This window comes from Pseudomonas sp. KU43P (assembly GCF_033095865.1).
In the GTDB taxonomy this organism is placed as follows: domain Bacteria; phylum Pseudomonadota; class Gammaproteobacteria; order Pseudomonadales; family Pseudomonadaceae; genus Aquipseudomonas.
In genome coordinates this window covers 2,238,310-2,261,973 of record NZ_AP019365.1, presented here as the reverse complement: position 1 = coordinate 2,261,973, position 23,664 = coordinate 2,238,310, and the positions used below count along the sequence as shown (strand labels likewise).

25 protein-coding genes are annotated in these 23,664 nt (G+C 64.1%); 19 read left to right on the top strand and 6 right to left on the bottom strand.

Annotation, left to right across the window (positions count from 1 at the left end):
• Positions 1–63 precede the first annotated feature (63 nt).
• From KU43P_RS10310 to KU43P_RS10285, 6 genes are all read left to right on the top strand, one after another.
• Positions 64–825 (top strand): NAD(P)-binding domain-containing protein, encoded by a 762-nt coding sequence (locus KU43P_RS10310; RefSeq protein ID WP_317662802.1) that lies wholly within the window; start codon positions 64–66, stop codon positions 823–825.
• A 125-nt stretch (positions 826–950) separates the two neighbouring features.
• The gene (locus KU43P_RS10305; protein ID WP_317662800.1) at positions 951–1,202 is read left to right on the top strand and encodes a hypothetical protein; all 252 of its coding nucleotides are present in this window, start codon (positions 951–953) and stop codon (positions 1,200–1,202) included.
• A gap of 95 nt (positions 1,203–1,297) precedes the next feature.
• Positions 1,298–1,615 (top strand): DUF2388 domain-containing protein, encoded by a 318-nt coding sequence (locus KU43P_RS10300; protein ID WP_317662798.1) that lies wholly within the window; start codon positions 1,298–1,300, stop codon positions 1,613–1,615.
• A 133-nt stretch (positions 1,616–1,748) separates the two neighbouring features.
• Positions 1,749–2,981 carry a M20/M25/M40 family metallo-hydrolase gene (locus KU43P_RS10295; RefSeq protein WP_317662797.1) on the top strand — a complete coding sequence of 411 codons (1,233 nt, stop codon included), beginning with the start codon at positions 1,749–1,751 and terminating at the stop codon, positions 2,979–2,981.
• 46 nt (positions 2,982–3,027) lie between these two features.
• Positions 3,028–3,387, top strand: coding sequence for a transposase (locus KU43P_RS10290; RefSeq protein WP_317658071.1), 360 nt, complete (start codon positions 3,028–3,030; stop codon positions 3,385–3,387).
• Complete coding sequence (locus tag KU43P_RS10285) at positions 3,384–4,229, top strand: IS3 family transposase (protein ID WP_317663767.1); 846 nt, start codon at positions 3,384–3,386, stop codon at positions 4,227–4,229. The genes KU43P_RS10290 and KU43P_RS10285 overlap by 4 nt, the downstream gene beginning before the upstream one ends.
• Before the next feature lie 128 nt (positions 4,230–4,357).
• Here KU43P_RS10285 and glcC read toward each other — a convergent pair whose 3' ends face one another.
• A complete protein-coding gene (glcC, locus tag KU43P_RS10280; protein ID WP_317662796.1) occupies positions 4,358–5,122 on the bottom strand; it encodes a transcriptional regulator GlcC in 765 nt (254 codons plus the stop codon).
• A gap of 181 nt (positions 5,123–5,303) precedes the next feature.
• Here glcC and glcD point away from each other — a divergent pair, with 181 nt between their 5' ends.
• Genes glcD through KU43P_RS10255 form a run of 5 tightly spaced genes read left to right on the top strand, consistent with a single transcriptional unit; the run spans position 5,304 to position 11,709 of the window.
• Complete coding sequence (gene glcD, locus KU43P_RS10275) at positions 5,304–6,803, top strand: glycolate oxidase subunit GlcD (RefSeq protein ID WP_317662795.1); 1,500 nt, start codon at positions 5,304–5,306, stop codon at positions 6,801–6,803.
• A complete protein-coding gene (gene glcE, locus KU43P_RS10270) occupies positions 6,803–7,855 on the top strand; it encodes a glycolate oxidase subunit GlcE (RefSeq protein ID WP_317662793.1) in 1,053 nt (350 codons plus the stop codon). The genes glcD and glcE overlap by 1 nt, the downstream gene beginning before the upstream one ends.
• A 9-nt stretch (positions 7,856–7,864) precedes the next feature.
• Complete coding sequence (gene glcF, locus KU43P_RS10265) at positions 7,865–9,100, top strand: glycolate oxidase subunit GlcF (protein WP_317662791.1); 1,236 nt, start codon at positions 7,865–7,867, stop codon at positions 9,098–9,100.
• Complete coding sequence (locus KU43P_RS10260) at positions 9,093–9,491, top strand: heme-binding protein (protein ID WP_317662789.1); 399 nt, start codon at positions 9,093–9,095, stop codon at positions 9,489–9,491. Before glcF ends, KU43P_RS10260 begins: the two co-directional genes overlap by 8 nt.
• A 34-nt stretch (positions 9,492–9,525) precedes the next feature.
• Positions 9,526–11,709 carry a malate synthase G gene (locus KU43P_RS10255; protein ID WP_317662787.1) on the top strand — a complete coding sequence of 728 codons (2,184 nt, stop codon included), beginning with the start codon at positions 9,526–9,528 and terminating at the stop codon, positions 11,707–11,709.
• Between the two features lie 108 nt (positions 11,710–11,817).
• Here KU43P_RS10255 and KU43P_RS10250 read toward each other — a convergent pair whose 3' ends face one another.
• Entirely contained in the window at positions 11,818–12,399 is a 582-nt protein-coding gene (locus KU43P_RS10250; protein WP_317662785.1) for a flavin reductase family protein, read from the bottom strand.
• Positions 12,400–12,600: 201 nt separating this feature from the next.
• Here KU43P_RS10250 and KU43P_RS10245 point away from each other — a divergent pair, with 201 nt between their 5' ends.
• Positions 12,601–12,939, top strand: coding sequence for a hypothetical protein (locus KU43P_RS10245; protein ID WP_317662783.1), 339 nt, complete (start codon positions 12,601–12,603; stop codon positions 12,937–12,939).
• 15 nt (positions 12,940–12,954) lie between these two features.
• Here KU43P_RS10245 and KU43P_RS10240 read toward each other — a convergent pair whose 3' ends face one another.
• The gene (locus KU43P_RS10240) at positions 12,955–13,875 is read right to left on the bottom strand and encodes a LysR substrate-binding domain-containing protein (protein ID WP_317662781.1); all 921 of its coding nucleotides are present in this window, start codon (positions 13,873–13,875) and stop codon (positions 12,955–12,957) included.
• 160 nt (positions 13,876–14,035) lie between these two features.
• Between KU43P_RS10240 and KU43P_RS10235 the strand changes: the two genes are divergently transcribed.
• The 7 genes from KU43P_RS10235 (at position 14,036) to KU43P_RS10205 (ending at position 19,389) form a co-directional block, all read left to right on the top strand.
• Positions 14,036–14,818, top strand: a complete 783-nt coding sequence (locus KU43P_RS10235; protein WP_317662780.1) for a YqcI/YcgG family protein — start codon at positions 14,036–14,038, stop codon at positions 14,816–14,818.
• Between the two features lie 2 nt (positions 14,819–14,820).
• Positions 14,821–15,450 (top strand): LysE family translocator, encoded by a 630-nt coding sequence (locus KU43P_RS10230; RefSeq protein ID WP_317662778.1) that lies wholly within the window; start codon positions 14,821–14,823, stop codon positions 15,448–15,450.
• A gap of 22 nt (positions 15,451–15,472) precedes the next feature.
• Positions 15,473–16,567 carry a hypothetical protein gene (locus tag KU43P_RS10225; protein WP_317662777.1) on the top strand — a complete coding sequence of 365 codons (1,095 nt, stop codon included), beginning with the start codon at positions 15,473–15,475 and terminating at the stop codon, positions 16,565–16,567.
• An 88-nt stretch (positions 16,568–16,655) separates the two neighbouring features.
• Entirely contained in the window at positions 16,656–17,360 is a 705-nt protein-coding gene (locus KU43P_RS10220; RefSeq protein ID WP_317662776.1) for a sel1 repeat family protein, read from the top strand.
• A 117-nt stretch (positions 17,361–17,477) separates the two neighbouring features.
• Positions 17,478–18,179 (top strand): AzlC family ABC transporter permease, encoded by a 702-nt coding sequence (locus tag KU43P_RS10215; protein WP_317662775.1) that lies wholly within the window; start codon positions 17,478–17,480, stop codon positions 18,177–18,179.
• Positions 18,176–18,490 (top strand): AzlD domain-containing protein, encoded by a 315-nt coding sequence (locus tag KU43P_RS10210; RefSeq protein WP_317662773.1) that lies wholly within the window; start codon positions 18,176–18,178, stop codon positions 18,488–18,490. Before KU43P_RS10215 ends, KU43P_RS10210 begins: the two co-directional genes overlap by 4 nt.
• Positions 18,487–19,389, top strand: coding sequence for an AraC family transcriptional regulator (locus tag KU43P_RS10205; RefSeq protein WP_317662771.1), 903 nt, complete (start codon positions 18,487–18,489; stop codon positions 19,387–19,389). The genes KU43P_RS10210 and KU43P_RS10205 overlap by 4 nt, the downstream gene beginning before the upstream one ends.
• Here the strand turns inward: KU43P_RS10205 and dinB are convergent.
• The 3 genes from dinB to KU43P_RS10190 are packed head-to-tail and all read right to left on the bottom strand — an operon-like array spanning position 19,337 to position 23,661.
• A complete protein-coding gene (dinB, locus tag KU43P_RS10200) occupies positions 19,337–20,422 on the bottom strand; it encodes a DNA polymerase IV (protein ID WP_317662769.1) in 1,086 nt (361 codons plus the stop codon). The two genes, KU43P_RS10205 and dinB, sit on opposite strands and share 53 nt — an antisense overlap.
• Positions 20,415–22,466 (bottom strand): ornithine decarboxylase, encoded by a 2,052-nt coding sequence (locus tag KU43P_RS10195; RefSeq protein WP_317662767.1) that lies wholly within the window; start codon positions 22,464–22,466, stop codon positions 20,415–20,417. The genes dinB and KU43P_RS10195 overlap by 8 nt, the downstream gene beginning before the upstream one ends.
• Complete coding sequence (locus KU43P_RS10190; RefSeq protein ID WP_317662766.1) at positions 22,444–23,661, bottom strand: MFS transporter; 1,218 nt, start codon at positions 23,659–23,661, stop codon at positions 22,444–22,446. The genes KU43P_RS10195 and KU43P_RS10190 overlap by 23 nt, the downstream gene beginning before the upstream one ends.
• Positions 23,662–23,664 lie beyond the last annotated feature (3 nt).

The following is a 23,664-nucleotide window of genomic DNA, read 5'->3' as shown; positions in this document are numbered from 1 at the left end:
TATATGCCCCGTTACCACCCACGTGCGATAGTGGCTCGAACCAGACAGTCTAAGGGAGGCATCATGTACAGCCTGGGTATTCTCGGGGTCGGAGAGCTCACCGAAAAAGTGGTCATTGGCCTGCGCCGCAGTGGCCATGCTGGCCCTATCCTGCTGTCACCGCGCAATGCCGAGCGTGCCCAGACGCTGGCAGACGAACAACGGTGCCTGGTGCTGCCGAGCAACCAGGCGCTGGTCGAACGGGCCGATGTATTGATACTGGGCGTGCGCCCCGAAGCGCTCGCGCAGGTGGCAGCGGAAGTGCGCCTGCGCCCTGGCCAACACCTGGTTTCGCTGGCAGCTGGGGTGAGCCTGGCGCAGTTGGCCGGCGCCTTTCCCGGCGCGCGATGCGTACGGGTGATGCTGTCGTATGCGGCGCAAAGCAACCAGACCACCGTGGTGGTCTGCCCGCATGACCCACTGATCGAACAATGCCTGGGGCCGTTGGGCCAGCGGGTGGTGCTCGAGGATGAAGCGGCGTTCGAGTTGGCCACGGTGGCGGCGTGCATGAATGGCTGGTTCTACTTCCTGCTGCACGATTTGCAGCAGTGGCTGGCGGGCAAGGGGCTGCCCGACGCCCAGGCGCGCGAACTGGTTTTGGGCAACCTGCAGGATTGCCTGAGCAGCGCCCGCGCGCAGCCGGGGTACAGCCTGAAGGCGTTGGGAGAGGCGATTGCCACGCCGGGGACGTTCACTGCACAGGGGTTGGCGGTGCTGCAGCAACAGCCGGGGTGGGATGCTGCTTGTGAGGTGGTGCTCGGTAACTTACGCAAGCGCGCCCAGTAGGAGCGGCCAGTCACAATTCGGGCTCCAGGGCTACCCTCCCTGCCAATCCAACCGCTCCACTCATGACGTCGCTTGCGAAAGCTGTACGGCGTCTCGCCGTACAGCTTGCGAAACCACAGCATGAAGTGCGACGCATCGCAAAACCCGCACGCCAGCGCGAGGGGGGTGATGTTCTAGCTGGTGTCCACCAGCAACCGCCTGGCCTGGTCCAGGCGCAGTACCAGAATGCCTTGATCGAACGCGACGACTTCCTGCTCAACCCGCACATCGCCTGGAGCAGCGAAGACGCCATGCAGCAACTGATGGACAGTGCCGTAGACAACATCAGCGCGTTCGTCGCCCGCCAGATCCGGGGCAACGACAGCCGCAGGGCATGAGCAACAGAAAGCCAAGGGAACTACCACCACGGTTCCGTTTTCTTAATCACTGAGTGGTACTTTCCTTTGGGCTTCACGCTACTGGAGAACACGTCATGCGCCACCTTATCCTCGCTCCCGCCTTGCTGCTCCTGCTGCCTGCCGGTGCTGCCCTGGCCGACGTCGATGCGGGCGACGTCGCTACCTCGGCTGGCGTTTCCGCCTCGCTGTACTCGACCTTCAAGGACGACAAACGGATCATTCCGGCTCGTGACGAACTCTCCGCCTTCGTCGCCAGCGACGGTGCCATTCGTGGTGCCTACGTGGAGTCGGCACTGGAACAGGCGCGCAAGGACCATCCTGGCCTGCAGGCCAGTGACGAAGAATTGGCCAGGGCCATTCTGAGCCAGGACGACCCGGTGGCTAATCACTAGGGCCCACTCGCGAGCGAGCCTATGCCTGCAGCATGCGCAGGCGCTGGGCTCGCTCGCGGAGGGCCGCCATTGCTCCACACGGTTGCGGCAGAGGAGCTAGGCTCAACCGTTCACGTAAAACAAGGACGCTCCCATGCCATTGCTCCGCCCTCCCCACGCCATCGCCCTGGCGCTGCTCATCGCCTGTACCCAGGCAACCGCTGCCGACACCTCCCCTGAGGCCTTGCTCAAACAGGCCCAGGACGAACAGCCGGCTTATCTGGACACCCTGAAAGCACTAGTTTCCGTCGATACCGGCACAGGCACCGAAGCTGGCCTGACGCAGGTTGGCGCCGAACTGGTCAAACGACTCGAGGCCTTGGGCGCCGAGGTGCAGACCCACCCGGCCAAGCCCTCGGTGGGCGACAACATCGTCGGCACATTCAAAGGCACCGGCAGCAAGGACTTTTTGCTGATGGTGCATTACGACACCGTGTTCGTCCCCGGCACCGTTGCCAAACGGCCTTTCCGGATCGACGGGCCGCGCGCCTATGGCCCGGGTGTTGCCGATGCCAAAGGTGGCGTGGCGATGATCCTGCATGCGGTGAAGCTGCTGCAGGAGCAACAGTTCAAGGGCTATCGCACGTTGACCGTGCTGTTCAACCCGGACGAAGAAATGGGCTCGGCTGGTTCGAAGCAGATGATTGCCGAACTGGCCCGCAAGCATGACTACGTGTTCTCTTACGAGCCACCGGACAAGGACGCGGTGACGGTCGCCACCAACGGCATCAACCGCCTCAAGCTGGAGGTCAAGGGCCGTGCCTCCCACGCCGGATCAGCACCCGAAGAAGGCCGCAACGCCCTGACCGAACTGGCCCACCAGATCCTTCAGTTGAAGGACCTGGGCGATGCGAGCAAGGGCACCACGGTGAACTGGACCCTGGCCAAGGCCGGTGAAAAGGCCAACATCATCCCGGCGTTGGCCACGGCCGAAGCCGATATGCGCTATTCCGACCTTAGTGAAACCGACCGGGTGCAGGCCGATGCCCAACGCATCGTCAAAAAGCCATTGGTGGCCGACACCCAGACCACGGTTACCCTTGAAAAGGGCCGGCCACCACTGGCGCGCAACGACGGCTCGGCGAAGCTGGCACAGACTGCGCAGCAGCTGTATGGCGAGGTGGGGCGCAAGATCGAGCCGATTGCCATGCGTTTCGGTACGGATGCGGGCTATGCCTATGTGCCGGGCAGCGACAAGCCGGCGGTGCTGGAAACCATGGGCGTGGTGGGCGCGGGTTTGCATGGGGATGATGAATACATCGAACTGGCCAGCATTGCGCCGCGGCTGTATCTGACAGTGGCGATGATCAAGCAGCTGTCCGAGTGATGCAGCGTTTGTAACGGCCCAATCGCCGGCAAGCTGAACTGGCCTAATGATTTTGGACACCTTCTTAGGGCGCTATGATGGCGCCCAATTGGAGGCAAAATCAGTGCGAAAGTCATACTCGAAAGAACAGAAAGTCCGGGCTGCCGAGATGGTGCTGGACGGTGGCCAGTCAGTCCCCGAAGTCTGCGAAATGCTTGAGATTGGGCCTACAGCCCTGCGGCGTTGGGTCGAACAGGTGCGCAAGGAGCGGGAGGGCCAGGTGCCAGCTGGAGCCAAGGCCATTACCCCGGATCAACATCGAATCCAAGAGCTTGAGGCACTGGTTCGGCAGAAAGATCGAGATATCGAAATCCTAAAAAAGGCCAGTGCTCTCCTGCTTCGGGACTCCAAAGATCGTTCTCGCTGATCAACGAACTGAGTGAGCAATATGGTGTTGTCGAATGCTGTCGCGTGCTTGGGGTCAAGCGCAGCAGTTTCTATGCGTGGCGCCAGCGCCAAGCCCGAAAAAATCCTGAACGGGATCAGTTACGCTCGGCTGTGGAAGGCCACTTCAAAGCCTCTCGCGATTCGGCCGGGTCGCGGACGCTAACCCAGGAGTTACGACGCGACGGCCATAAGATTGGGCGTTACAAAGTACGTGCGCTGATGCGTGAAGCTAACCTTAAGTGCAGGCAGCGTAGGCCGCACCGGTACCGCTCATCAGGCGTGGAAGCATTGATTGCTGAGAATCAGCTGAAGCGAAATTTCAAAGTTTCGACGATCAACGAGGTTTGGTGTGGAGACGTGACGTACATCCAGGTTGGCAAGCGCTGGCTGTACTTGGCCGCTGTGATCGACCTTTATGCGCGCCGTGTAGTCGGCTGGGCATTTTCGATGATTGCGGACGCCAGGCTGGCCTGTAACGCACTGCACATGGCGGCCGAGTCCCGTGGCAAACCGACAGGCGTGATGTTTCATTCCGACCAGGGATGTCAGTACACCAGCCACAAATTCAGGGCTGCACTTGAAGAGTACAGCCTGAACCAGAGCATGAGTCATCGCGGACAGTGCTGGGACAACGCCGCCATGGAGCGTTTCTTCGGGGCCCTGAAATCAGAGTGGATCCCTGCTAAGGGCTATGAAACCGAAGAGCAAGCTCGGGCGGACATCCAGGCTTACTTGGTGCGCTACAACCTGAAGCGCCTCCACAGCTACAACGGTTACGAAACCCCGGTAGCCATGGAGAAAAAGCTGAAGGCAGCGGCATAAAACCTAAACCGGTGTCCAAAATTAGTTGACCAGTTCAAGCCGGCTCCCACAGGTACCCCACTGAACCTGAAATCAATGGAGCACCCGTGGGAGCCGGCTTGCCGGCGATAGGGCCACCAAAGGCACCCTCACCCCCACCCATCCATCCGCATGGTCGCCCGCACCAACCGCTGCTCTTCCTGCTCGATCTCGCGCAAGCTGTCGCGAATCCCATTGATATGCTCCCGCGCCGCCCGCTGCGCCTGCTCGGGCAACTGCTCCATCACTGCGTGATACAACCGCGCATGCTGGCGGTCGATCTGGCGCTTCTGCGCCGGGCGGCAATACAGGTTGTTCACCGAAGCGAACACCGTGCTCAAGGTCAGATCGCTCAGCGACTGCAACGTGTGCACCAGCACCGGGTTGTGCGAGGCCTCGCTGATCGCCCGATGAAATGCATGGTCGCGGCGGGCATGTTCTCGTGGGTCCAAGGTCTCGCCGGCAGCATGGGCCGCGAGCATGTCTTCGTAGCGGCGGCGGATCAGCAGGCGGTCCACATCCGTCGCGCGCAACGCCGCCAGGCGCGCCGATTCGGCCTCGAGCAAAGCCCGCACTTCCAGCAGGTCGAACAGCGTGCGCGGCTGCGAGCTGAACAGGTGCATCAGTGGCGTGGCGACCGGCTGGCCAGTCAGGTCGGCGACGAACGAACCGCGCCCTTGCTCGGTGTCGATGATGCCGCGCCCGCGCAAGATGCGCAGGCCCTCGCGCAGCGCCGAGCGTGAACAGCCAAGTTTCTCCACCAGGCGCCGCTCCGAGGGCAGTGCCTGGCCCACCTTGAGCACCCCTTCAACGATCAGCCGCTCGACCCGTTCGGCCACCTGGTCAGCAACGTTGCCCTTGCCTTGCGCACCCATGAGCACTCCTTAACTGGTAGGACCACTGCTGACATACCCACCAATCTAGCCGCCCAAGGCCATCAATGAACAGAGTCTCCCTGAAAAACTGGTAGGACCAGTTTCCACACCACTCGACCAACTGTCCCGCACGGCGCAGGCTGAAAGCAGAGGCAAACAACAACAAGAACCGAGTGAGCCCATGAACATTCTGTACGACGAACGCGTCGACGGTGCGTTGCCGGCCGTGGACCTGCCAAGTTTGCTCCAGGCGCTGCGCGATGCCCTGCCAGACCTGGCGATCCTGCACCGCGCAGAAGACCTCAAACCCTACGAGTGCGATGGCCTGTCGGCCTACCGCACGGTGCCGCTGTTGGTGGTGCTGCCCGAGCGCCTGGAACAGGTGCAGACCTTGCTCAAGTTCTGCCACCAGCGCGGTGTGCCGGTGGTGGCCCGTGGCGCAGGCACGGGCCTGTCCGGTGGTGCACTGCCGCTGGCCAAGGGCATCCTGCTGGTGATGGCCCGCTTCAATCGCATTCTCGAGGTCAACACCCAAGGCCGATTCGCCCGCGTTCAACCGGGTGTGCGCAACCTGGCCATCTCCCAGGCAGCCGCGCCGTACGGGCTGTATTACGCCCCCGACCCCTCCTCGCAGATCGCCTGCTCCATCGGCGGCAACGTCGCCGAAAATGCAGGCGGCGTGCACTGCCTGAAATACGGCCTGACCGTGCACAACCTGCTCAAGGTCGAGATTCTCACCGTCGAAGGCGAACGCCTGACCCTCGGCAGCGATGCCCTCGACAGCCCAGGCTTCGACCTGCTGGCGCTGTTCACCGGCTCCGAGGGCATGCTCGGCATCGTCACCGAAGTCACCGTGAAACTGCTGCCCAAGCCCCAGGTGGCGCGGGTGCTGCTGGCCAGCTTCGACAGCGTCGAGGACGCAGGCCGGGCGGTGGCCGAAATCATCGCCGCTGGCATCATCCCCGGCGGCCTGGAGATGATGGACAACCTGGCCATTCGCGCCGCCGAGGACTTCATCCACGCCGGTTACCCGGTAGACGCCGCGGCGATCCTGCTGTGCGAACTCGATGGCGTGGAAGCTGACGTGCAGGACGACTGCGAACGGGTCGCGGCGGTGCTGCAGCAGGCCGGCGCGCGCGAGGTACGCCTGGCCTGCGACGAGGCCGAACGCGTGCGCTTCTGGGCCGGGCGCAAGAACGCCTTCCCGGCGGTGGGGCGGATTTCGCCGGACTATTACTGCATGGACGGCACCATCCCCCGCCGCGAACTGCCACGGGTACTCAAGGGCATCAGCGAACTCTCCGAGGAATACGGCCTGCGCGTGGCCAACGTGTTCCACGCCGGCGACGGCAACATGCACCCGCTGATCCTGTTCGATGCCAACCTGCCCGGCGAACTGGAGCGTGCCGAAGCCATCGGCGGGCGCATCCTCGAACTGTGCGTGGCGGTGGGTGGCAGCATCACCGGCGAGCACGGTGTGGGGCGCGAAAAGATCAACCAGATGTGCGCACAGTTCAACAGCGACGAAATCACCTTATTCCATGCCGTGAAGGCCGCCTTCGACCCGCAGGGGCTGCTCAACCCGGGCAAGAACATCCCCACCCTGCACCGCTGCGCCGAGTTCGGCGCCCTTCACGTGCATCACGGTCAACTGCCCTTCCCCGAACTGGAGCGCTTCTGATGAGCCTGGACCGCGACATGAGCCAGGACCTGCTCGAGCAGGTCAACCAGGCGCTGAACCTGGGCACCCCGTTGCGCATCCAGGGTGGCAACAGCAAGGCCATGCTCGGCCGCCCCGTGGCCGGAGAAGTGCTCGACACCCGCAGCCATCGGGGGATCGTCAGCTACGACCCCACCGAACTGGTGCTCACCGCCCGCGCCGGCACGCCCTTGCTGCAAATCGAGGCGGCCCTGCACGAGGCCGGGCAGATGCTGCCTTGCGAGCCACCCCACCTGGGGCCCGAGGCGACCCTCGGCGGCATGGTCGCAGCCGGGCTGTCCGGGCCACGCCGGCCGTGGGCCGGCGCGGTGCGCGACTACGTGCTGGGCACGCGCGTCATCACCGGCCACGGCAAGTTGCTGCGCTTTGGGGGCGAGGTGATGAAGAACGTCGCCGGCTATGACGTATCCCGGCTGATGGCCGGCAGCTTTGGCTGCCTGGGGCTGCTGACCGAGGTGTCGCTCAAGGTGCTGCCGCGCCCGCGCCAGTGCCTGAGCCTGCGCCTGGAAATGGACCGCCACCACGCCCTGGACGCCCTCGCCGAGTGGGGCCAGCAACCGCTGCCGATCAGCGCCGCCAGCCATGACGGCGAAGCCCTGTACCTGCGCCTGGAAGGCGGTGAAGGTTCGGTGCAGTCCGCCCGCCAGCGCCTGGGCGGCGACGTGCTCGACAGCCGCTTCTGGAGCGACCTGCGCGAACAGCGCCTGCCCTTCTTCGAAGACCCCGCCCCGCTGTGGCGGCTGTCGGTGCCCCTCGCCACGGCCGAGCTGGACCTGCCAGGGCAACAATTGATCGACTGGGGCGGTGCGCAGCGCTGGCTCAAGACGAACGCGCCAGTGCAGCACATCCGCGAACAGGTGGCCAAGGCCGGCGGCCACGCCACCGGCTACGCCCCGGGCGACGACAGCAGCGCGCCGCTGCCCGCCGCACTGATGCGTTACCACCACGCGCTCAAGCAGCAACTCGACCCCCAGGGTGTGTTCAACCCTGGCCGCCTGTACCCGGACCTGTGAGGCCACGCCATGCAAACCAACCTGAGCGAAAGCGCCAAGGGCCTGGCCCGCGCCGAAGAGGCCGAAAGCATCCTGCGCAGCTGCGTGCACTGCGGCTTCTGCACCGCCACCTGCCCCACCTACCAGTTGCTCGGCGATGAACTGGACGGCCCGCGCGGGCGCATCTACCTGATCAAGCAGGTACTCGAAGGCGAGCCGGTCAGCGCCAGCACCCAACTGCACCTGGACCGCTGCCTGACCTGCCGCAACTGCGAAACCACCTGCCCGTCCGGGGTGAAATACCATGACCTGCTGGACATCGGCCGCGCCGTGGTCGACCAGCAGGTCACCCGCCCGCTCGGCCAGCGCCTGCTGCGCCAGGGCCTGCGCGCCGTGGTCCCACGGCCGGCACTGTTCAAGGCCCTGGCCCGCACCGGCCAGGCGCTGCGCCCGGTGTTGCCGGCCACACTGAAAAACAAGCTGCCTGCCCGGGTGGCCCCGGCAGGTGAACGCCCGGCGCCGCGCCATGCGCGCCGGGTGCTGCTGCTCGAAGGTTGCGTGCAGCCTGCCCTGTCACCCAATACCAACGCGGCAGCGGCACGCCTGCTGGACCGGCTCGGCATCAGTGTCGAGCCGGCGTACGAAGTGGGCTGTTGCGGCGCAGTGGACTACCACCTCAACGCCCAGGAACAAGGCCTGCAACGTGCCCGGCGCAACATCGATGCCTGGTGGCCGGCCATCGAGGCTGGCGCCGAAGCCATCGTGCAGACTGCCAGCGGCTGTGGCGCCTTCGTGCGTGACTACGGCCACCTGCTGGAAAACGATCCCCACTACGCCGCCAAGGCGGCGAGGGTCAGCGCTCTTTCGCGCGATCTGGTGCAAGTGCTGCGCGACGAGCCCGTCGAACAGCTTGGCCTGTGCGCCGAACAACGCCTGGCCTTCCACTGCCCTTGCACCCTGCAGCACGCACTGAAGCTTGGCGGCCAGGTGGAAAGCCTGCTGACCCGCCTGGGCTTCACCCTTACCCCGGTACCGGACGGGCATTTGTGCTGCGGCTCTGCCGGCACCTATTCGCTGACCCAGCCGGGGCTGTCGCGGCAACTGCGCGACAACCGCCTCGACGCGTTGGAAAGCGGCAAGCCACAAGTCATCGCCACCGCCAACATCGGCTGCCAGACCCACCTCGACGGTGCTGGCCGAACCCCGGTGCGGCACTGGATCGAAATCGTCGAAGCAGCCCTTGACCAGGAGAACCGCCATGCATAGCAAGTCCGTGATCGGCCAGGACGAGGTGGCGCGCCTGCTCGCCGCCGCCCGCCAGGAAGCCGAGGCGCAACAGTGGAACGTGACCATCGCCGTGGTCGACGACGGCGGCCATCCCCTGGGGTTGGTGCGCCTGGACGGCTGCGCCCCGGCCAGCGCCTATATCGCCCTGGAAAAGGCCCGGAGCGCCGCACTCGGGCGCAAGGACACTCGCGATTACGAGCAGATGGTCAATAACGGCCGCACCGCGTTCGTCACCGCGCCCCTGCTCACCAGCCTGGAAGGCGGCGTGCCGTTGCGCGTCGATGGCCAGGTGGTGGGTGCCATCGGTGTGTCCGGGGTCAAGCCCGAACAGGATGCCCAGGTGGCCAAGGCGGGAGCCGCGGCTGTGTGATCGCAGGTACTGACACCCTCTCTATTGAATGAACATGAACAGCGAGACCAACATGAACCCACTCAAGGTCGCCCCTATCCTGCAGCGCTTCATCGAAGACGAAGTGCTCCCCGGCACGGCCATCGACGCTGCCAGTTTCTGGCACGGCTTCAGCAGCCTGGTCCACGACCTTGCCCCGCGCAATCGCCAATTGCTGGCCGAGCGCGACCGCCTGCAGGCTGAACTCGATCAATGGCACCGCCAGCACCCTGGCCCGATCAGCGACATGGCGGCCTACCAGGGCTTCTTGCGCGGCATCGGCTACCTGGTCGACAGCCCTGCTTCGGTGAAAATAAGCACCGCCAACGTCGACCGCGAGATCGCCGAGCAGGCCGGCCCGCAGCTCGTGGTGCCGCTGAGCAACGCTCGCTATGCCCTCAACGCCGCCAATGCCCGCTGGGGGTCGCTGTACGACGCGCTATACGGTACCGATGCAATCGCCGACAGCGACAACGCCGCACGTGGCCAAGGCTACAACCCTACGCGCGGCGCAAAGGTCATTGCCTACGGCCGACGCTTCCTCGACCAGGCTGCGCCGCTAGCAGGCGCCTCCCATGCCGATGCCAGCGCCTATGCCATCGTGCAAGGGGCGCTGCGTGTGGCCTTGAAGGATGGCCGCCAGGTCGGTCTTGAAACCGCCGAGCAATTTCAGGGTTACCAGGGTGACCCAGGCCAACCAACGGCCATCCTGCTGCGGCACCACCGCCTGCACTTCGAAATCCAGGTCGACGCCAGCAGCATCATCGGCCAGGCCGACCTGGCCGGGATCAAGGACATCCTCATGGAGGCCGCACTGACCACCATCATCGACTGCGAAGATTCGGTGGCGGCCGTGGATGCCGAAGACAAAGTCAACGTCTACCGCAACTGGCTGGGTTTGATGAAGGGCGACCTTAGCGAACAAGTCAGCAAAGGTGGCAAGACCTTCAATCGGATGCTGGCCGAAGACCGCCAGTACCAGGGCGCCAATGGCAAGCCGCTGACCCTGCCAGGCCGTTCGCTGCTGTTCATCCGCAACGTCGGCCACCTGATGACCAACCCGGCGGTCCATGATCGCGACGGCCATGAAATTCCCGAAGGCATCCTCGATGCGGTGGTCACCAGCCTGATCGGCCTGCACGACCTCAAACGCCGAGGCAACTCCCGCGAGGGCAGCCTGTACATCGTCAAGCCGAAGATGCACGGCCCGGCCGAGGTCGCCTTCGCCGACCAGTTGTTCAGCCGCGTCGAAGACCTGCTCGGCCTGCCACGGCATACCCTGAAAATGGGCATCATGGATGAAGAACGGCGCACCAGCATCAACCTGCAGGCCTGCATCGCCAGCGCCGCAGCACGGGTGGTGTTCATCAACACCGGTTTCCTCGACCGCACCGGCGACGAGATGCACACCGCCATGCAGGCGGGCGCCATGCTGCGCAAGGGCGACATGAAACACAGCGCCTGGATCCAGGCCTACGAACGCAACAACGTGCTGGTGGGGCTGGCTTGCGGCCTGCGCGGCAAGGCGCAGATCGGCAAGGGCATGTGGGCCATGCCTGACCTGATGGCAGCCATGCTGGAACAGAAGGTTGCCCAGCCCAAGGCCGGCGCCAACACCGCCTGGGTGCCCTCGCCCACGGCCGCGACCTTGCACGCACTGCACTATCACCAGGTGGATGTGGCCGCGGTGCAGCAAGCACTGGAGCAGGTCGACCCGGCCACCGAGCGCGATACCTTGCTGGAGGGCCTGCTGAGCATTCCCGTCAGCCCGGACCGGCCGTGGAGCGCAGCGGATATCCAGGCCGAACTGGACAACAACTGCCAAGGCATTCTCGGCTATGTGGTGCGCTGGGTGGAGCAAGGAGTCGGCTGTTCCAAGGTGCCGGACATCCATGACGTCGGCCTGATGGAAGACCGTGCCACCCTGCGCATCTCGGCCCAGCACATTGCCAACTGGTTGCTGCATGGCGTGGTCACGGCCGAGCAGGTGGAAACGACGCTGCAGCGCATGGCCAAGGTGGTCGACCAGCAGAATGCCGGGGATGCGGCCTATCGACCGATGGCGGGGAATCTTGCCGGCTCGCATGCATACCGTGCGGCGCAGGCGCTGGTGTTCGAGGGTCGTGAGCAGCCGAACGGCTATACCGAGCCGTTGCTGCATGGGTGGCGGTTGCGGTTCAAGCGGGAGGTTCTGGGGTGATGCGCTGAGGGGGCCGCTGCGCGGCCCAATCGCCGGCAAGCCGGCTCCCACAGGTACCCCGATATTCCAGGGATTGATGGGGCCCTTGCTGGCGATGGGCCGGTAGGTTCACGCCTGCGAGTCGACCACCACCGCATCACCAATCGCATAAAAATGCCCACCCGCTACGTAGTGCAAGCTGCGCCACTGCGGGTCGGCATGTTCATAGGCCCAGTGCCCATCCTTGAACACCCGGTCATCCGCCCACGCCGCCACCACTTCGCCAATGAACAGGTCATAGGTGTTCTGGTTGTGCGGCTCCTCGATCACCCGGCACATCAGCCAGGCCGAGCAGCCCTTCACCAACGGCGCCGCATGCCCCTCCACACGCTCCAGCTCGACACCGATGTGGGCCAGTTTGTCAGGCTGATCGAACAGGCTGCGGGTGCCCACCTGATGGGTGAGCCGCGCCTGGGCAGCTGTCGGCACCTGGATCACGAAAAAACCACTGCCTTCGACCAGCTGCCGGGTGCGGGTGCCCTTGTCCAGCACCACGGTGACCTTGGGCGGGTCGAAGTCCAGTGCGCAGGCCCAGGCCGCTGCCATGACGTTGTCCACGCCTTGATGGCTGGCGGACACCAGCACAGTCGGGCCGTGGTTGAGCAGGCGGTAGGCCTTCTTCAGGTCGACGGCTTGAAAGTGGCTGTTCATAGGGACCTCGGTCAGCGTGCAGGTGAGCGGGCAATTGTGCCGCATCGACGGGGTTGAAGCATCCTTTCAGCGCTCTCAGAAAATTCCTACGCAACACTCGGAAGTGTCTTACTTGTCGTAACCCTCCGCCGAAAACAACATCGCCCCTGGACGGTACCGGTTTCGTTCCGGCGCCAGCGTTCGATCCACTGGAGGCTCCGCATGCAACCGCACCTCAGCACTACTGCAGAACTGCGCAAGACCCTGCGTGAACTGATGGCCCACGAGGTCAGCAACCCGGACGATGACCCGCACCTCTCCGGGGTGTTGTTCTTCTGCGTGACCGACGAGCGCACGCGGCAGCTGATCGAACGCATCGAGCTGCTCGCCAGCGAGGCGTTCTTCGATCCCTGCGGCCGCGCCATCGCGCAGCAGATGCGTGCTGCGGCCATCGAGGGGGTGTGCATCAAACAGAAACGCAAGGCGTGCGTCGATGAAACGGTGATCCGCATCGCCGTGCTCGACAAGGGCTACATCACCGTGAGCACCGCACGCTTGTGAGGCCGGCGGTGCGGCTCAGCCGTACAGGTAGTCGATGTCCTTGTAGGCCAGTGCCGGTACCTGGCCCAGCAGGAAGTCACGCAGCTTGTGCATCTGCCGCGCCTTGGGGCTGGATTTGAGCCAGGTCATGTAATAGCCGTCGCCAGTGGACACGGCATGCTTGAACGGTGTGACCAGCCGCCCGGCGCCGAGGTCGGCAGTGGCCAGTACCAGGTCGACCACCGAGATCCCGAGGCCTTGCTGGGCGGCCGAGATGCCCTGGTCAAGGGTGTCGAACACCTGGCCTTGGTCGATGCTGATGTCCAGCGCATCCATGCGCGCCAGCCAACGGCGCCAGTCGCGGCGGTCCGGGGACGGGTGCAGGAACTCGCAGTGGCGCAGGTCCGCCAGCTCCGGCTGGGCGCGCGTCATGTAGTCCGGGTGGCACACCGGGATCAGCCATTCATCGAACAGCTTGAAGCTTTCGACATCGGCCGGAAAACGCCCGTTGGCCAGCAGGATGGCGCAGTCGTAAGGCTCGGAATAGAAATCCACCGTGTCGATGTCCATCCACACGCTCGACAGCTGCACGCTGCAGGTATCTTCGGCCCTCTTGAATGCATCCAGGGCCCTGAGCAACCAGCGCACGGTCAGCGTCGAAGGAGCCTTGAGGCGCAGGCCGTAGCGGTCCTGGCGCAGCAGCGCACAGGCGTTCTCGATGATCTTGAAACCGACCTTGAGCTCCTGGGACAGCACGCGGCCGTGCTCGGTCAGGCTCAGCTTGGGGCCGCGGCGTTCGAACAGGTCGCAGCCAAACATGGCTTCCAGCGTTTTGATGTGATGGCTGACCGCGCCCTGGGTGAGCGCCAGCTCTTCGGCCGCACGGGTGAACGACCCATAACGCGAGGCAACCTCGAAAGCACGCAGTGCGTGCAAAGCCTGGATCCGTTCCGACATGAAGCCCCCGAAGCATGAGTAAGACTAATAGTAGGTCATAGTTCCACGCGTTTTACAACGTTAAGTGCGTCTCAGAAAATGCAGGTAAATAACAAAGATAAGCCAACAACCTGCCTGCATATGACTGGAAATTTCGATTAATTAAACGCCTGGGGAAATCATGTTTACGGGTTATGGAAATTGCTTTCGCCTGGATGCGCTAGAGCTGACCGCCGAACATGAGCGGAACACGCATCACTGGACATACCAGACACTACAACACTTTCGCAGCATTCTCGCCAACCCCGACTTTCCGTGCCTGTTCGGGCGCAAGGCGGTAAATGGCGCAACCTGCCACATCCTCTTCGCCCGTGCCGAGCAACTGGCCGACGACATCGCCCAGGGCCTGGCCGACTACGTGCGTCATATCGCTCCGGTACCCGTGAAGCAACGCATCGGCAGCCCGCTGGTGGTGTTTCTCGAAACCGACGCCGGGTGCACCCTCGCCGAGCAACAGGCGCTGGCCTGGAAGGTGCTGCGCGGCGTGCATGCCCGTGACCCGCAGCCGTGGCCACCTTCAATCCCCACCGACCCGGACGACAACGGCTGGTCGTTCTGCTACGCCGGCATGCCGTTGTTCATCAACATGAATTTCCCCGGCCACCGGCAGATGAAGAGCCGCAACCTGGGCAATCACATCACGTTCGTCATCAACCCGCGGGAGAACTTCGACGAGGTGGCCAATGCCAGTACCGAGAGCGGCCAACGCATCCGCGCGCGCATTCGCGACCGTGTACGCCACTACAACGACGGCGTCATGCCGGAAAGCCTGGGCTTTTTCGGCCAGGACGACAACTTCGAATGGAAGCAATACCAACTGCAGGAAGCAGGCTCGCTCAACCCGTCGCGCTGCCCCTTTCATGCCCACGCCCACGCCACACCCGACACACTGATCGAGAACTGACCGTGAATACCGCACTCACTCTGACTTACGCATTGACTGTCCTGCTGCTGATCGCCACCCCAGGCCCGGTAGTGGCCTTGATCGTCAATACCGCCGCTGCTTCCGGCTCGCGCAAGGCGATCTTCACCGCCGTCGGCACCAACTGGGCTTCACTGGTGCTGATTGGCGCCGCGGCCTGGGTCATCCTGACCAGCGCAGCCATCGACAAGGCCTGGCTCAGCGGCATGAGCCTGCTGGGTTGCCTGTTCATCGGCTACATCGCCGTGGGCACCTTGCGCGAGTGCCTGCAGGCGCCGGCCATCAGCGAAACCGCCGAACAAGCACCGAAAGCTGCCCGCGGCGGCCTCTGGCAAGGCTTCATGGTGGGCATCTCGAATCCGAAGGACATCATCTTCTTCATCGCCTTCTTCCCGCAGTTCATCCAGATCACCGAGTCGTTCGGCAAGAGCATGGTGGTGCTGTCCCTGCTGTGGGTATTCATCGATTTCGCCGTGCTCAGCCTGTACATCTTCGCCATCGGCAAGATCACCTCGCCACGCAGCAACCGCATGATTTCCCTGGCCTCGGGCGTTGCATTGCTGCTGATCGCCGCCGGTGGCCTGGCCTACAACCTCAAGGCACTGGCGGGCTGAGCCAGCGAACAAGGGAGCGCCCATGACGACCCTCGATACCGCTGCACACGGCCAGGGCCTGCCCTTGCCGCTGCAGCAGGATTACCAGCGCTTCCTGCAGCTGGGCAGCCGCCGCGCCCCGCAAACCTTGCATGTTCACGAGAGCGGCTACCGCTCCGGCACCATCAATACCGACGCACTCGGGTTGCGTTACAGCCATTGCGCCGGCAAGCGCTACTCCGCCGCCGAGCGCGGTGGCGTGGCGCGCATCAACCTGTTGGTGGGCGGCTCAACCGCCATGGGCATCGGTGCCAGCAGCGATGAACACACGGTGGCCTCGCACCTGTCGATGCTGACCGGCGAAGTGTGGCTGAACCTGGCCGGTTGCGGTCTGAACGCCAGTCACGAGCTGCTGCTGTTCCTCACCCACCAGCACCGGCTGGGCGAAATTGGCCATGTGGTGCTACTCAGCGGGCTCAACACCCTGGCCCAAGAGGCCCTGGGCGAAGTGCTGGCCGGTCGACACGACCCGCATTACGCCCAGGCCCATCAGGCCTACCTGAACAGCTTCAACGAAGGCATGCCCCCCATCGACACGGGGCGGCCATTGTCCTGGCTGCAACGCCTGGGGCAGGCGTTCGTCGCGCGACGCCCCGCGCCCCTGGCAGACTGGCCGCTCTGCGCCCCGGAAAAACGCCTGACACGTGCGGCCGACAGCATCGGCCGCACCCTGCGCCAATGGGAGCGCATGCTGGCCGACAGCCATGCCACCCTGACCTTCATCCTGCAACCGTTGCTGCCCTGGTGCCGCGAGGCCTTGCCTAGCGGCGAACTCGCCATGCTGGCGGCGCTGGAGCGGCAGCCGACCAATTTCGACCGCCTATTGCAAGGCACCTTCGACAGCCAGCTGCACATGGCCTTCTTCCGGCGCATCAAGAGCCAGGCCGACCCGGTGCCGTGCTACGACATGAACAGCATGCTCAGCAGCTCACCGGTATTCGGCGCCGACCTGTTCATCGACCGCCTGCATCTGAACGACCTGGGCAACAACGCCCTGGCCAAGGTGATCACCGCCAAGCTGGGGCTGGCCCAGGAAAAACACGCCCAGCGCAAGGTCACGCCGATCAAGCTTGTCTGACAATCGCACGTCGAGCTTTCGGTGATGCCCCCGGGTTGGCTAGAATACCGCGTCGTTCCGATACGCCCGAGGCGCAGCTGCAATTGTCATGAACACCCAAGCCATCCCACCGTACCTGGCTGCGCTGCTCATCTCACTGGTGCCTCAGGCGGCGCTTGCGCTCGATGTGCGTATCGACCCGCATGCCGACCTGCTGTATCGCCAGGCCTTGCCATTGCTGGAACAGGCCGACCACCAGGACGACAGTGCCAGCCCCCTGCGCACCGCGGTTGGCGGCGACCCAGAGCTCAACCGCCAGGGTCAGGCCCTGGCCCGCACCCTGCCGACGGCTGTGGCGCTGCTGGAAAAGTCAGTCGAGCTTGGCCACCCCGTGGCGCAATATCGCCTGGCGCTTTACTACACCACCTACCTGCCCGCAGCCCAAATCGCCGATGCCGCCTGCCCGCTGCTGGAAGCGAGCCTGCAGCAGGGTTTCGCCCCGCCGGCTACTGCGATCGCCACCTGGTGCCCTCCGTACAACGTCAGCAATGCCTACCGTGAAGCGCTGGAAGCGATCCCGAGCATGGCCACCCTGTACGCGGCTTACTACCCGCAGCCAGCCACCCGCCTGGCCTGTAGCCGCAGCCAGCCACAAGGCCTGGAAATGCAGTGGGGCCGGCAACGGGATTACCAGGCCGAGGTCTATCGGCTGCTCGGCGACCTCGACCCGGTGCATCGCCAGACGCTGCTGCAGAAAGCCGTGGATATCAACGGATGCCTCGCCGCCCAGCAGCGGCTGACCAGCCATCGTTGAATCCTCGGCCATCGCATGAGCAGCCGCTGCTCAAGGCGGCAAACCAGCAAGATCGTTCAAGCCAGCCGCAGCGCGCTCTGGCAAGCTGCTCTACCGAGTAACCGTGTCGCAGCCATCATGCCCAAGCATCCGCCTATCGCTCGCCAAGCCTTCCTCCACGGCGCCATCGCCATCCTGCCACTGTCACTTGCCGTCGCCCCCTGGGGCTTGCTGGCCGGCTCCATGGCCATCGAGGCCAACCTCAGCGCCTGGGAAGGCCAGGGCCTGTCGGCGATCGTTTTTGCCGGCGCGGCGCAACTGGTGGCCATCGGCATGCTCAAGGGCGGCGCCAACTTGCTGTCGATCCTGCTCACCACCCTGCTGCTGACCTCGCAGCACCTGCTCTATGGCCTGTCGATGCGCCCGGTGCTGTCCAACCAGCCGTTGCGCTGGCGGTTGGGGCTGGGCTTTCTGCTCACCGACGAATTCTTCGCGCTGACCAGCCACTACGACCAGCAACAGTTCAACCGCTGGTACGCGCTTGGCGTGGGGCTGACCTTCTATGTGGCCTGGAACCTGTTTACCCTGGCCGGCATCGTGCTGGGCCAGAACATCCCGCACCTAGACCAACTTGGCCTGGACTTTTCCATCGTCGCCACCTTTGTCGCGCTGATCGCGCCGCTGGTGCGCAACCTCGCCACGGTGGTGTGTGTGGCGGTGTCGTTGTTCTGCTCCGTGCTGTTCAGCTACTGGCACTGGGAAACCGCACTGGTGGCCGCCGGCCTGCTGGGCATGGCCGCCGGTTTCATCTGCCAGAAGTTTTCGGGAGTTCGCGCATGACCTGGCTACTGATCTTCGCCATGGGCGCCGTGGTGTTCCTCAACCGCTACGCCTTCCTCGAACCGCGCCTGCCGCTGCGCCTGAGCTCCAACGCACGGCAGTTCCTCGGCTTCGCCGTGCCCGGCATGCTCACCGCCATCTGCGGGCCGATCATCTTCCTGCCCGGCCACCAGCTCGACCTGAGCCCGCTCAACCCTTACCTGCTCGGCGCCCTGGTCGCCATCGCCCTGGTGCTGTTGACCCGCAGCGTATTGCTGAGCATGCTGGCGAGCATGCTGATCTTCTTCCTGCTGCGCAGCTGGCTGGCATGACCACGCCCCTGCGCGAACAAGCCCACCTCTGGCAGGCGCCCGCCCTGGGCGATGTCGAGATGCTGCATGCGCGCTATATCCAGCAGCGCTTCGCGCCCCATGTGCATGAAGGGTATGTGTTCACCGTGATCGAGTCCGGTGCCCAGAGCTTCTGGCACCGCGGCAGCGAGCACCTGGCGCCGGTCGGCAGCATGGTGCTGATCAACCCAGACGAACTGCACACCGGCGCCACCGCCCACGAGGCCGGCTGGCGCTATCGTGGTTTCTACCCCGAGCATGAACGGGTCACCGGCGTGCTCGACGAACTGGAACTGGGCCGCCACGGCATGCCGCGCTTTCGCGAAAGCGTGATCCAGGACCCTGCGCTGGCCTCGGCCTTCAGCCAGCTGCACCGCTTGTCCGAGCTGGGCGCCAGCGCCCTCGAACAACAGACCGCCTGGCGCCAGGCGGTGCTGGCGCTGGTGCAGCGCCACGGCCATTGCCCCGAACCCACGGCCCCCGGCAACGAGCCCTTGGCCGTGGCCCGCGCCCGCGAGCTGCTGGAAAGCCAACTGGCCGACCCACCTTCGCTGGAAGCACTGGCGGCGGCGGTCAACTTGTCGCCCTTCCATTTCGCCCGTGTGTTCCGCCAGGCCACCGGGTTGCCGCCGCACGCCTGGTTGAAACAGCGGCGCCTCACCCACGCCCGTGATCTGTTGAAAAGGGGCCAGGCAGCCTCTGAGGTGGCGTTCGCACTAGGGTTTGCAGACCAGAGCCATTTGAGCCGGCAGTTCAAGCAGGCCTACGGGGTGACACCGGGGGCCTATCGCAAAGCATGCGTCGACGCAGCGTTGCCTGCCCGGCTGCTCACAATCCCAACTCAAGTTGCAATGGGTCCGGCAGACTTCTGCGGATCTTGACGGCAATGCCGACCAGGCGCACGGCTCGCCCCTGCCGCTTGGTATTCCAAAGCATGCGGCACAGGCCATGCACCACCTGCGGTTCCAATGCCAGGGCGCCCGCCTCGGCACTGGCCGTGGTGAAATCGGCAAACTTCAGCTTGACCTGGTTCCTGACAATCGGCGGCGCATCGCCAAGCGCCTCCATGCGCACCGCCAGGGCCGCCAGCAGTCCATCCAGTTCGCTGGCGCAGCGCGCAAAGTCATGGCAGTCGCTGGGCAAGGTGTGCTCGACGCCCAGCGACTGCACACCGCCCGCCTTGCCTTCGTAGCCCTCCTGCCCGCGGCAACGCTCCCACACATAGAAACCATGCGCCCCGAGCTGGCGCAGCAGCGCAGGGATCATCTGCTCGGTGACATCAGCGCATTTGACGCACCCCATGGCCTGCAGCACAGCCCCGGTCTTGGGCCCCACCCCGGGGATCTTGCGAATGTCCAGGTTCGCAAGAAAGGCCTGCACCTGATCCGGTGCAACCACAAACTGGCCATTGGGCTTGTTCACTTCAGAGGCCATTTTCGCCAGGTACTTCAAAGGTGCGATGCCGGCCGAAGCCGTCAACTGCAGCTCTCGCTCGATGGTTGCCCGGATACGGCTGGCCATGTGTGTCGCCGAACCGTTGCAGTGCGGCTGCCCTGTGACATCCAGCGAGGCCTCATCCAGCGAGAGAAACTCGACGGTCGGCGTAAAGCGCCGGAAAATTTCCTCCAGCCTGCCAGTGACCGCCTCGTAACGCTCGAAGCGCACAGGCAACAGCACCAAGTCCGGGCACAGGCGCTGCGCGGTGGCGGTTGCCATGCCGCTTCTGACGCCAAACGCCCTGGCAATGTAGTTGGAGGTACTGATCACGCCCCGCTCCAGCGCCGTGCCGCCCACAGCGACCGGCCGATCGCGCAACCAGGGCGCATCCAGGAGCTCGACGGCGACGAAGTAGGAGTCCATGTCGACGTGAATGAACTTGCGCGCACCGCCAGGCCGTCGAGGGTGTTCAGTCAAGCACGAATACCCCCAGCGAGGCAGAGCCATCGGCATTGCGCATTTCATGGACACCCTGGATATGCGGGGCGAACTCGCAGTACAGCGCCGCCAACGCCTCGACGGCTTGCAGGTAGTCGACCAACGCAGCCGTCCAGCGCTCGCCGGGGGCGATGCACATGATCCCGGGTGGGTACGGGATCACCCCCTCGGCCGCCACTTGGCCCACCACCTCCTTCACACAGCGCAAACGGGCCTCACCACGCACGAACTGCTGGTTGGCCTGGTAAGGCGAGCGATCGCACTGCGCCGCCCCGATTGCGCTGAAAATCTCGCTTTGCCGCTGCTCAACCTGATGCGTGCGATAAAGCGCATTGATGCGCTCGCCCAGCGCAGCAATGGACAGCCCCTCGTAAGTAGCTGCAGCTCCACGCAACGAAGGCAGCAACTGCAGCGCCGCAGTCCCCGTGTGCCAATGCGCTTCGAACGCTTCGAGCGCGTCCACCAGCCGGCTCAAGGCGGCACTGTCACTAGAGGGCGTCATCAGCAGGGTGAAGGTGTAGAAGTCGGTTTTTTCCGGCGTGAACTCGCAGTCCTGCAGGTAGCGAGTGATCAGGCAGGCCGGGATATCCAGCGGCCCGTGGGTGAGGAAAATGACTTTGCACGGGTCGGCATGGTGCAGGCCAGGCTCGATCGCCAAGGCACCTTGTGGCTGGTACTGGCTCGAGGTATTCGAGACGGTCAGCATCAGCGGCCGGATCAAGCGACAGCGGCGCCCCACCTGCTCGCGCAACCACTGCGCAGCCGCCAACGCCTGGCGCCAGTGGCGCTCGCCCTCACCCTCGGCGAGCATGGCCGCATTGACTTCCAGCGACATGAACAGCGGATAAGAAGGGCTGGTCGAGGCGTGCTGCATGAATGCGGCGTTGAACACCGGCCAGCTGCAGTAGCGGCGCAGGTGGCTGATATGCCGGTCCTTCTTGTGAATCTGCGAGGTTTGCGAGAGGCCGGACATCTGCTTGTGCACCGACTGGGTCACGACAATGCCAGGCGAGGCGTCGGTCAGTTGCACATTCAGCGGCGATAACCCGGCCAGCGCCGGCACAAAAGGCTCATACCCGGCCCAGGCGCCATCGAACAGCACGTAATCACACAGATGGCCGATGCGGGCCAACAAGGCTGACGCATCGACCACCACCCCATCGCACGTTGCCTGCTGGATCACCGCCAGGCGAAAGGGCCTGGGCTCGCGCGCCCGGCGCTCACAGACCTGCCCCGCCCAGCTGCGCAGATGGGCTTCATCCAGGGCACCGACGCGATAGCCGCCCAGCAATCCTCGCTCATCGCGCACATTGTCCAGGTACACCGGCAAGGCGCCGCACTGCACCAAGGCGCCAAGAAACACCGACTTGTGGCTGTTGCGATCCAGCAAAACCAGGTCGCCGGCCGCCAGCAGCGCGCTGGCAACCACCTTGTTGGCGGTGGAGGTGCCATTGAGCACGAACCAGGTCTCGTCGGCGCCAAACACCCTTGCGGCCAGTTCCTCCGCCTCCAGTACCGGGCCTTCATGGCTCAGCACATCACCCAGCTCGGGCGCGGCATGGGGCACATCCACCTGGAACACGCCCTGCCCCAGCAAGCTCATGAAACGGGCCCCGGCAGGATGCTGCTGCAAACATGCGCCACCTTGGTGCCCAGGGCAGGCGAAGGTAGGCCGGCGCTTGCCAACAAAAGACGCAACCGTGCGTGTGAAAGGGGGCAGCGCCTGCTGTTCGAAGGCGAGCGCGGCAGCCATCAACCGTGCCCTGTCGTGTGCCGACAAGGGTATGTCCACTCGCTGCTCATCGCCTGCCTCTACCGGGCTATGCCGATGTTCCAAGGCGATGAACAGCGGCAGGCCCCAACGCTCCACTGCCTCACGCACTGCGGGTTGCAGCGCATCTTCAGGCTTCAATAGCAATACCGAAGCGAGCGCGAGGTTGACTGACGAATTGAAAACGGTCGCCTGCATGCCCTCCCATGCAGCCATGGGCAGCCCCGCGCTATAGAGGATGGTCGGTGTCATGTGCAGTTCCTTTGAGGTTCCAGCGCACGGGCGCGATGAACAGCATGAGCGTCATCCAGATGAAAGTTGCCGGGCCCGCAAGCACGAAGACCAGGCTGGCAACCAGCCCTGAGACGGCGTCCCCAATGACGGCTGTGAAGTAATAGAGGGAAAAGTTGCGGCCAACTTCATGCTCGCTCGACAAGCATTGGATGTTGGTGACGATGGCGATATCGACGAATGCACCAATGAAGCCGACCAGAAACAGCATCAGCAGAAACAGCCAGCTGTTGAATTGCAGCGCCACTGCAGCCGCAAAGAACAGCGCGCCGTACAACACCCAGTAACGCAGCACCAAGCGCGCAGTTGTGCGCGGGTTGAAGCGTGTGTAGAGCACGCCACCCAATACGGTGCCTGCCGCCAACAGCGAGAACACGTAACCGACCGCCGCTTCAGAGGCAAAGTGCTCCAGCACCGAAGCCGGAAGGATGAAGCGAATCACCGACGTCGCGAACATCGCACAGAGCGTGGTGCAGCCGATGACAGCAAACAATGGCGCATTGCTGGCCCTAAGCCGGCCAACACTGCGCGCCGCATCGCGGATGATGGCGCGGCCTTCGAATGCCTGTCGGGCGCCTTGCCTGGCAGGCCCCAACGTTGCGATGGAAATGGCCGACAACACCAGGCATATGGCAAAGAACAGGAACGTTGCATCGCGAGACAGCAGCAACACGCACACCGAGAAAACCAGCGGGCCGATAATCGAGGCAGCATCCTCGATCACCTGGATTCCGCTGTTGACCGAGGCCAACTGGTCCTTTTCGACAAGGTCGGGAAAGTACGCGCGAAACGTCGGCACATACAAACACTCGAGCGCGGTCATGACCATCACCAGGCCAACCAACACGGGCAATACTGGCGCGAACAGGCTGAACGCCATGAAGAAGGCAAGTGCCAGGATGCCTTTGGCGGCCTCTACCAGAAACAGTGTGCGTTTCTTGTCGGCGTTATCCGCAAGCCACCCCCCCAAGGGCGAAAACACCATGCTCGGCAAGTAGCGGAAAAAATAGGCAATGCCAATCAACAGCAGGTCTGCATCGGTCATGGACACGATTGCCACGGCAAAGGCCGCTTCGAAGGCAAACTCACCACATTTGGAAAAGCAGTAGCCCAACGTCAGGGAACGTGTGCCGCTGTTAAGACTCAACGCCTGCATATT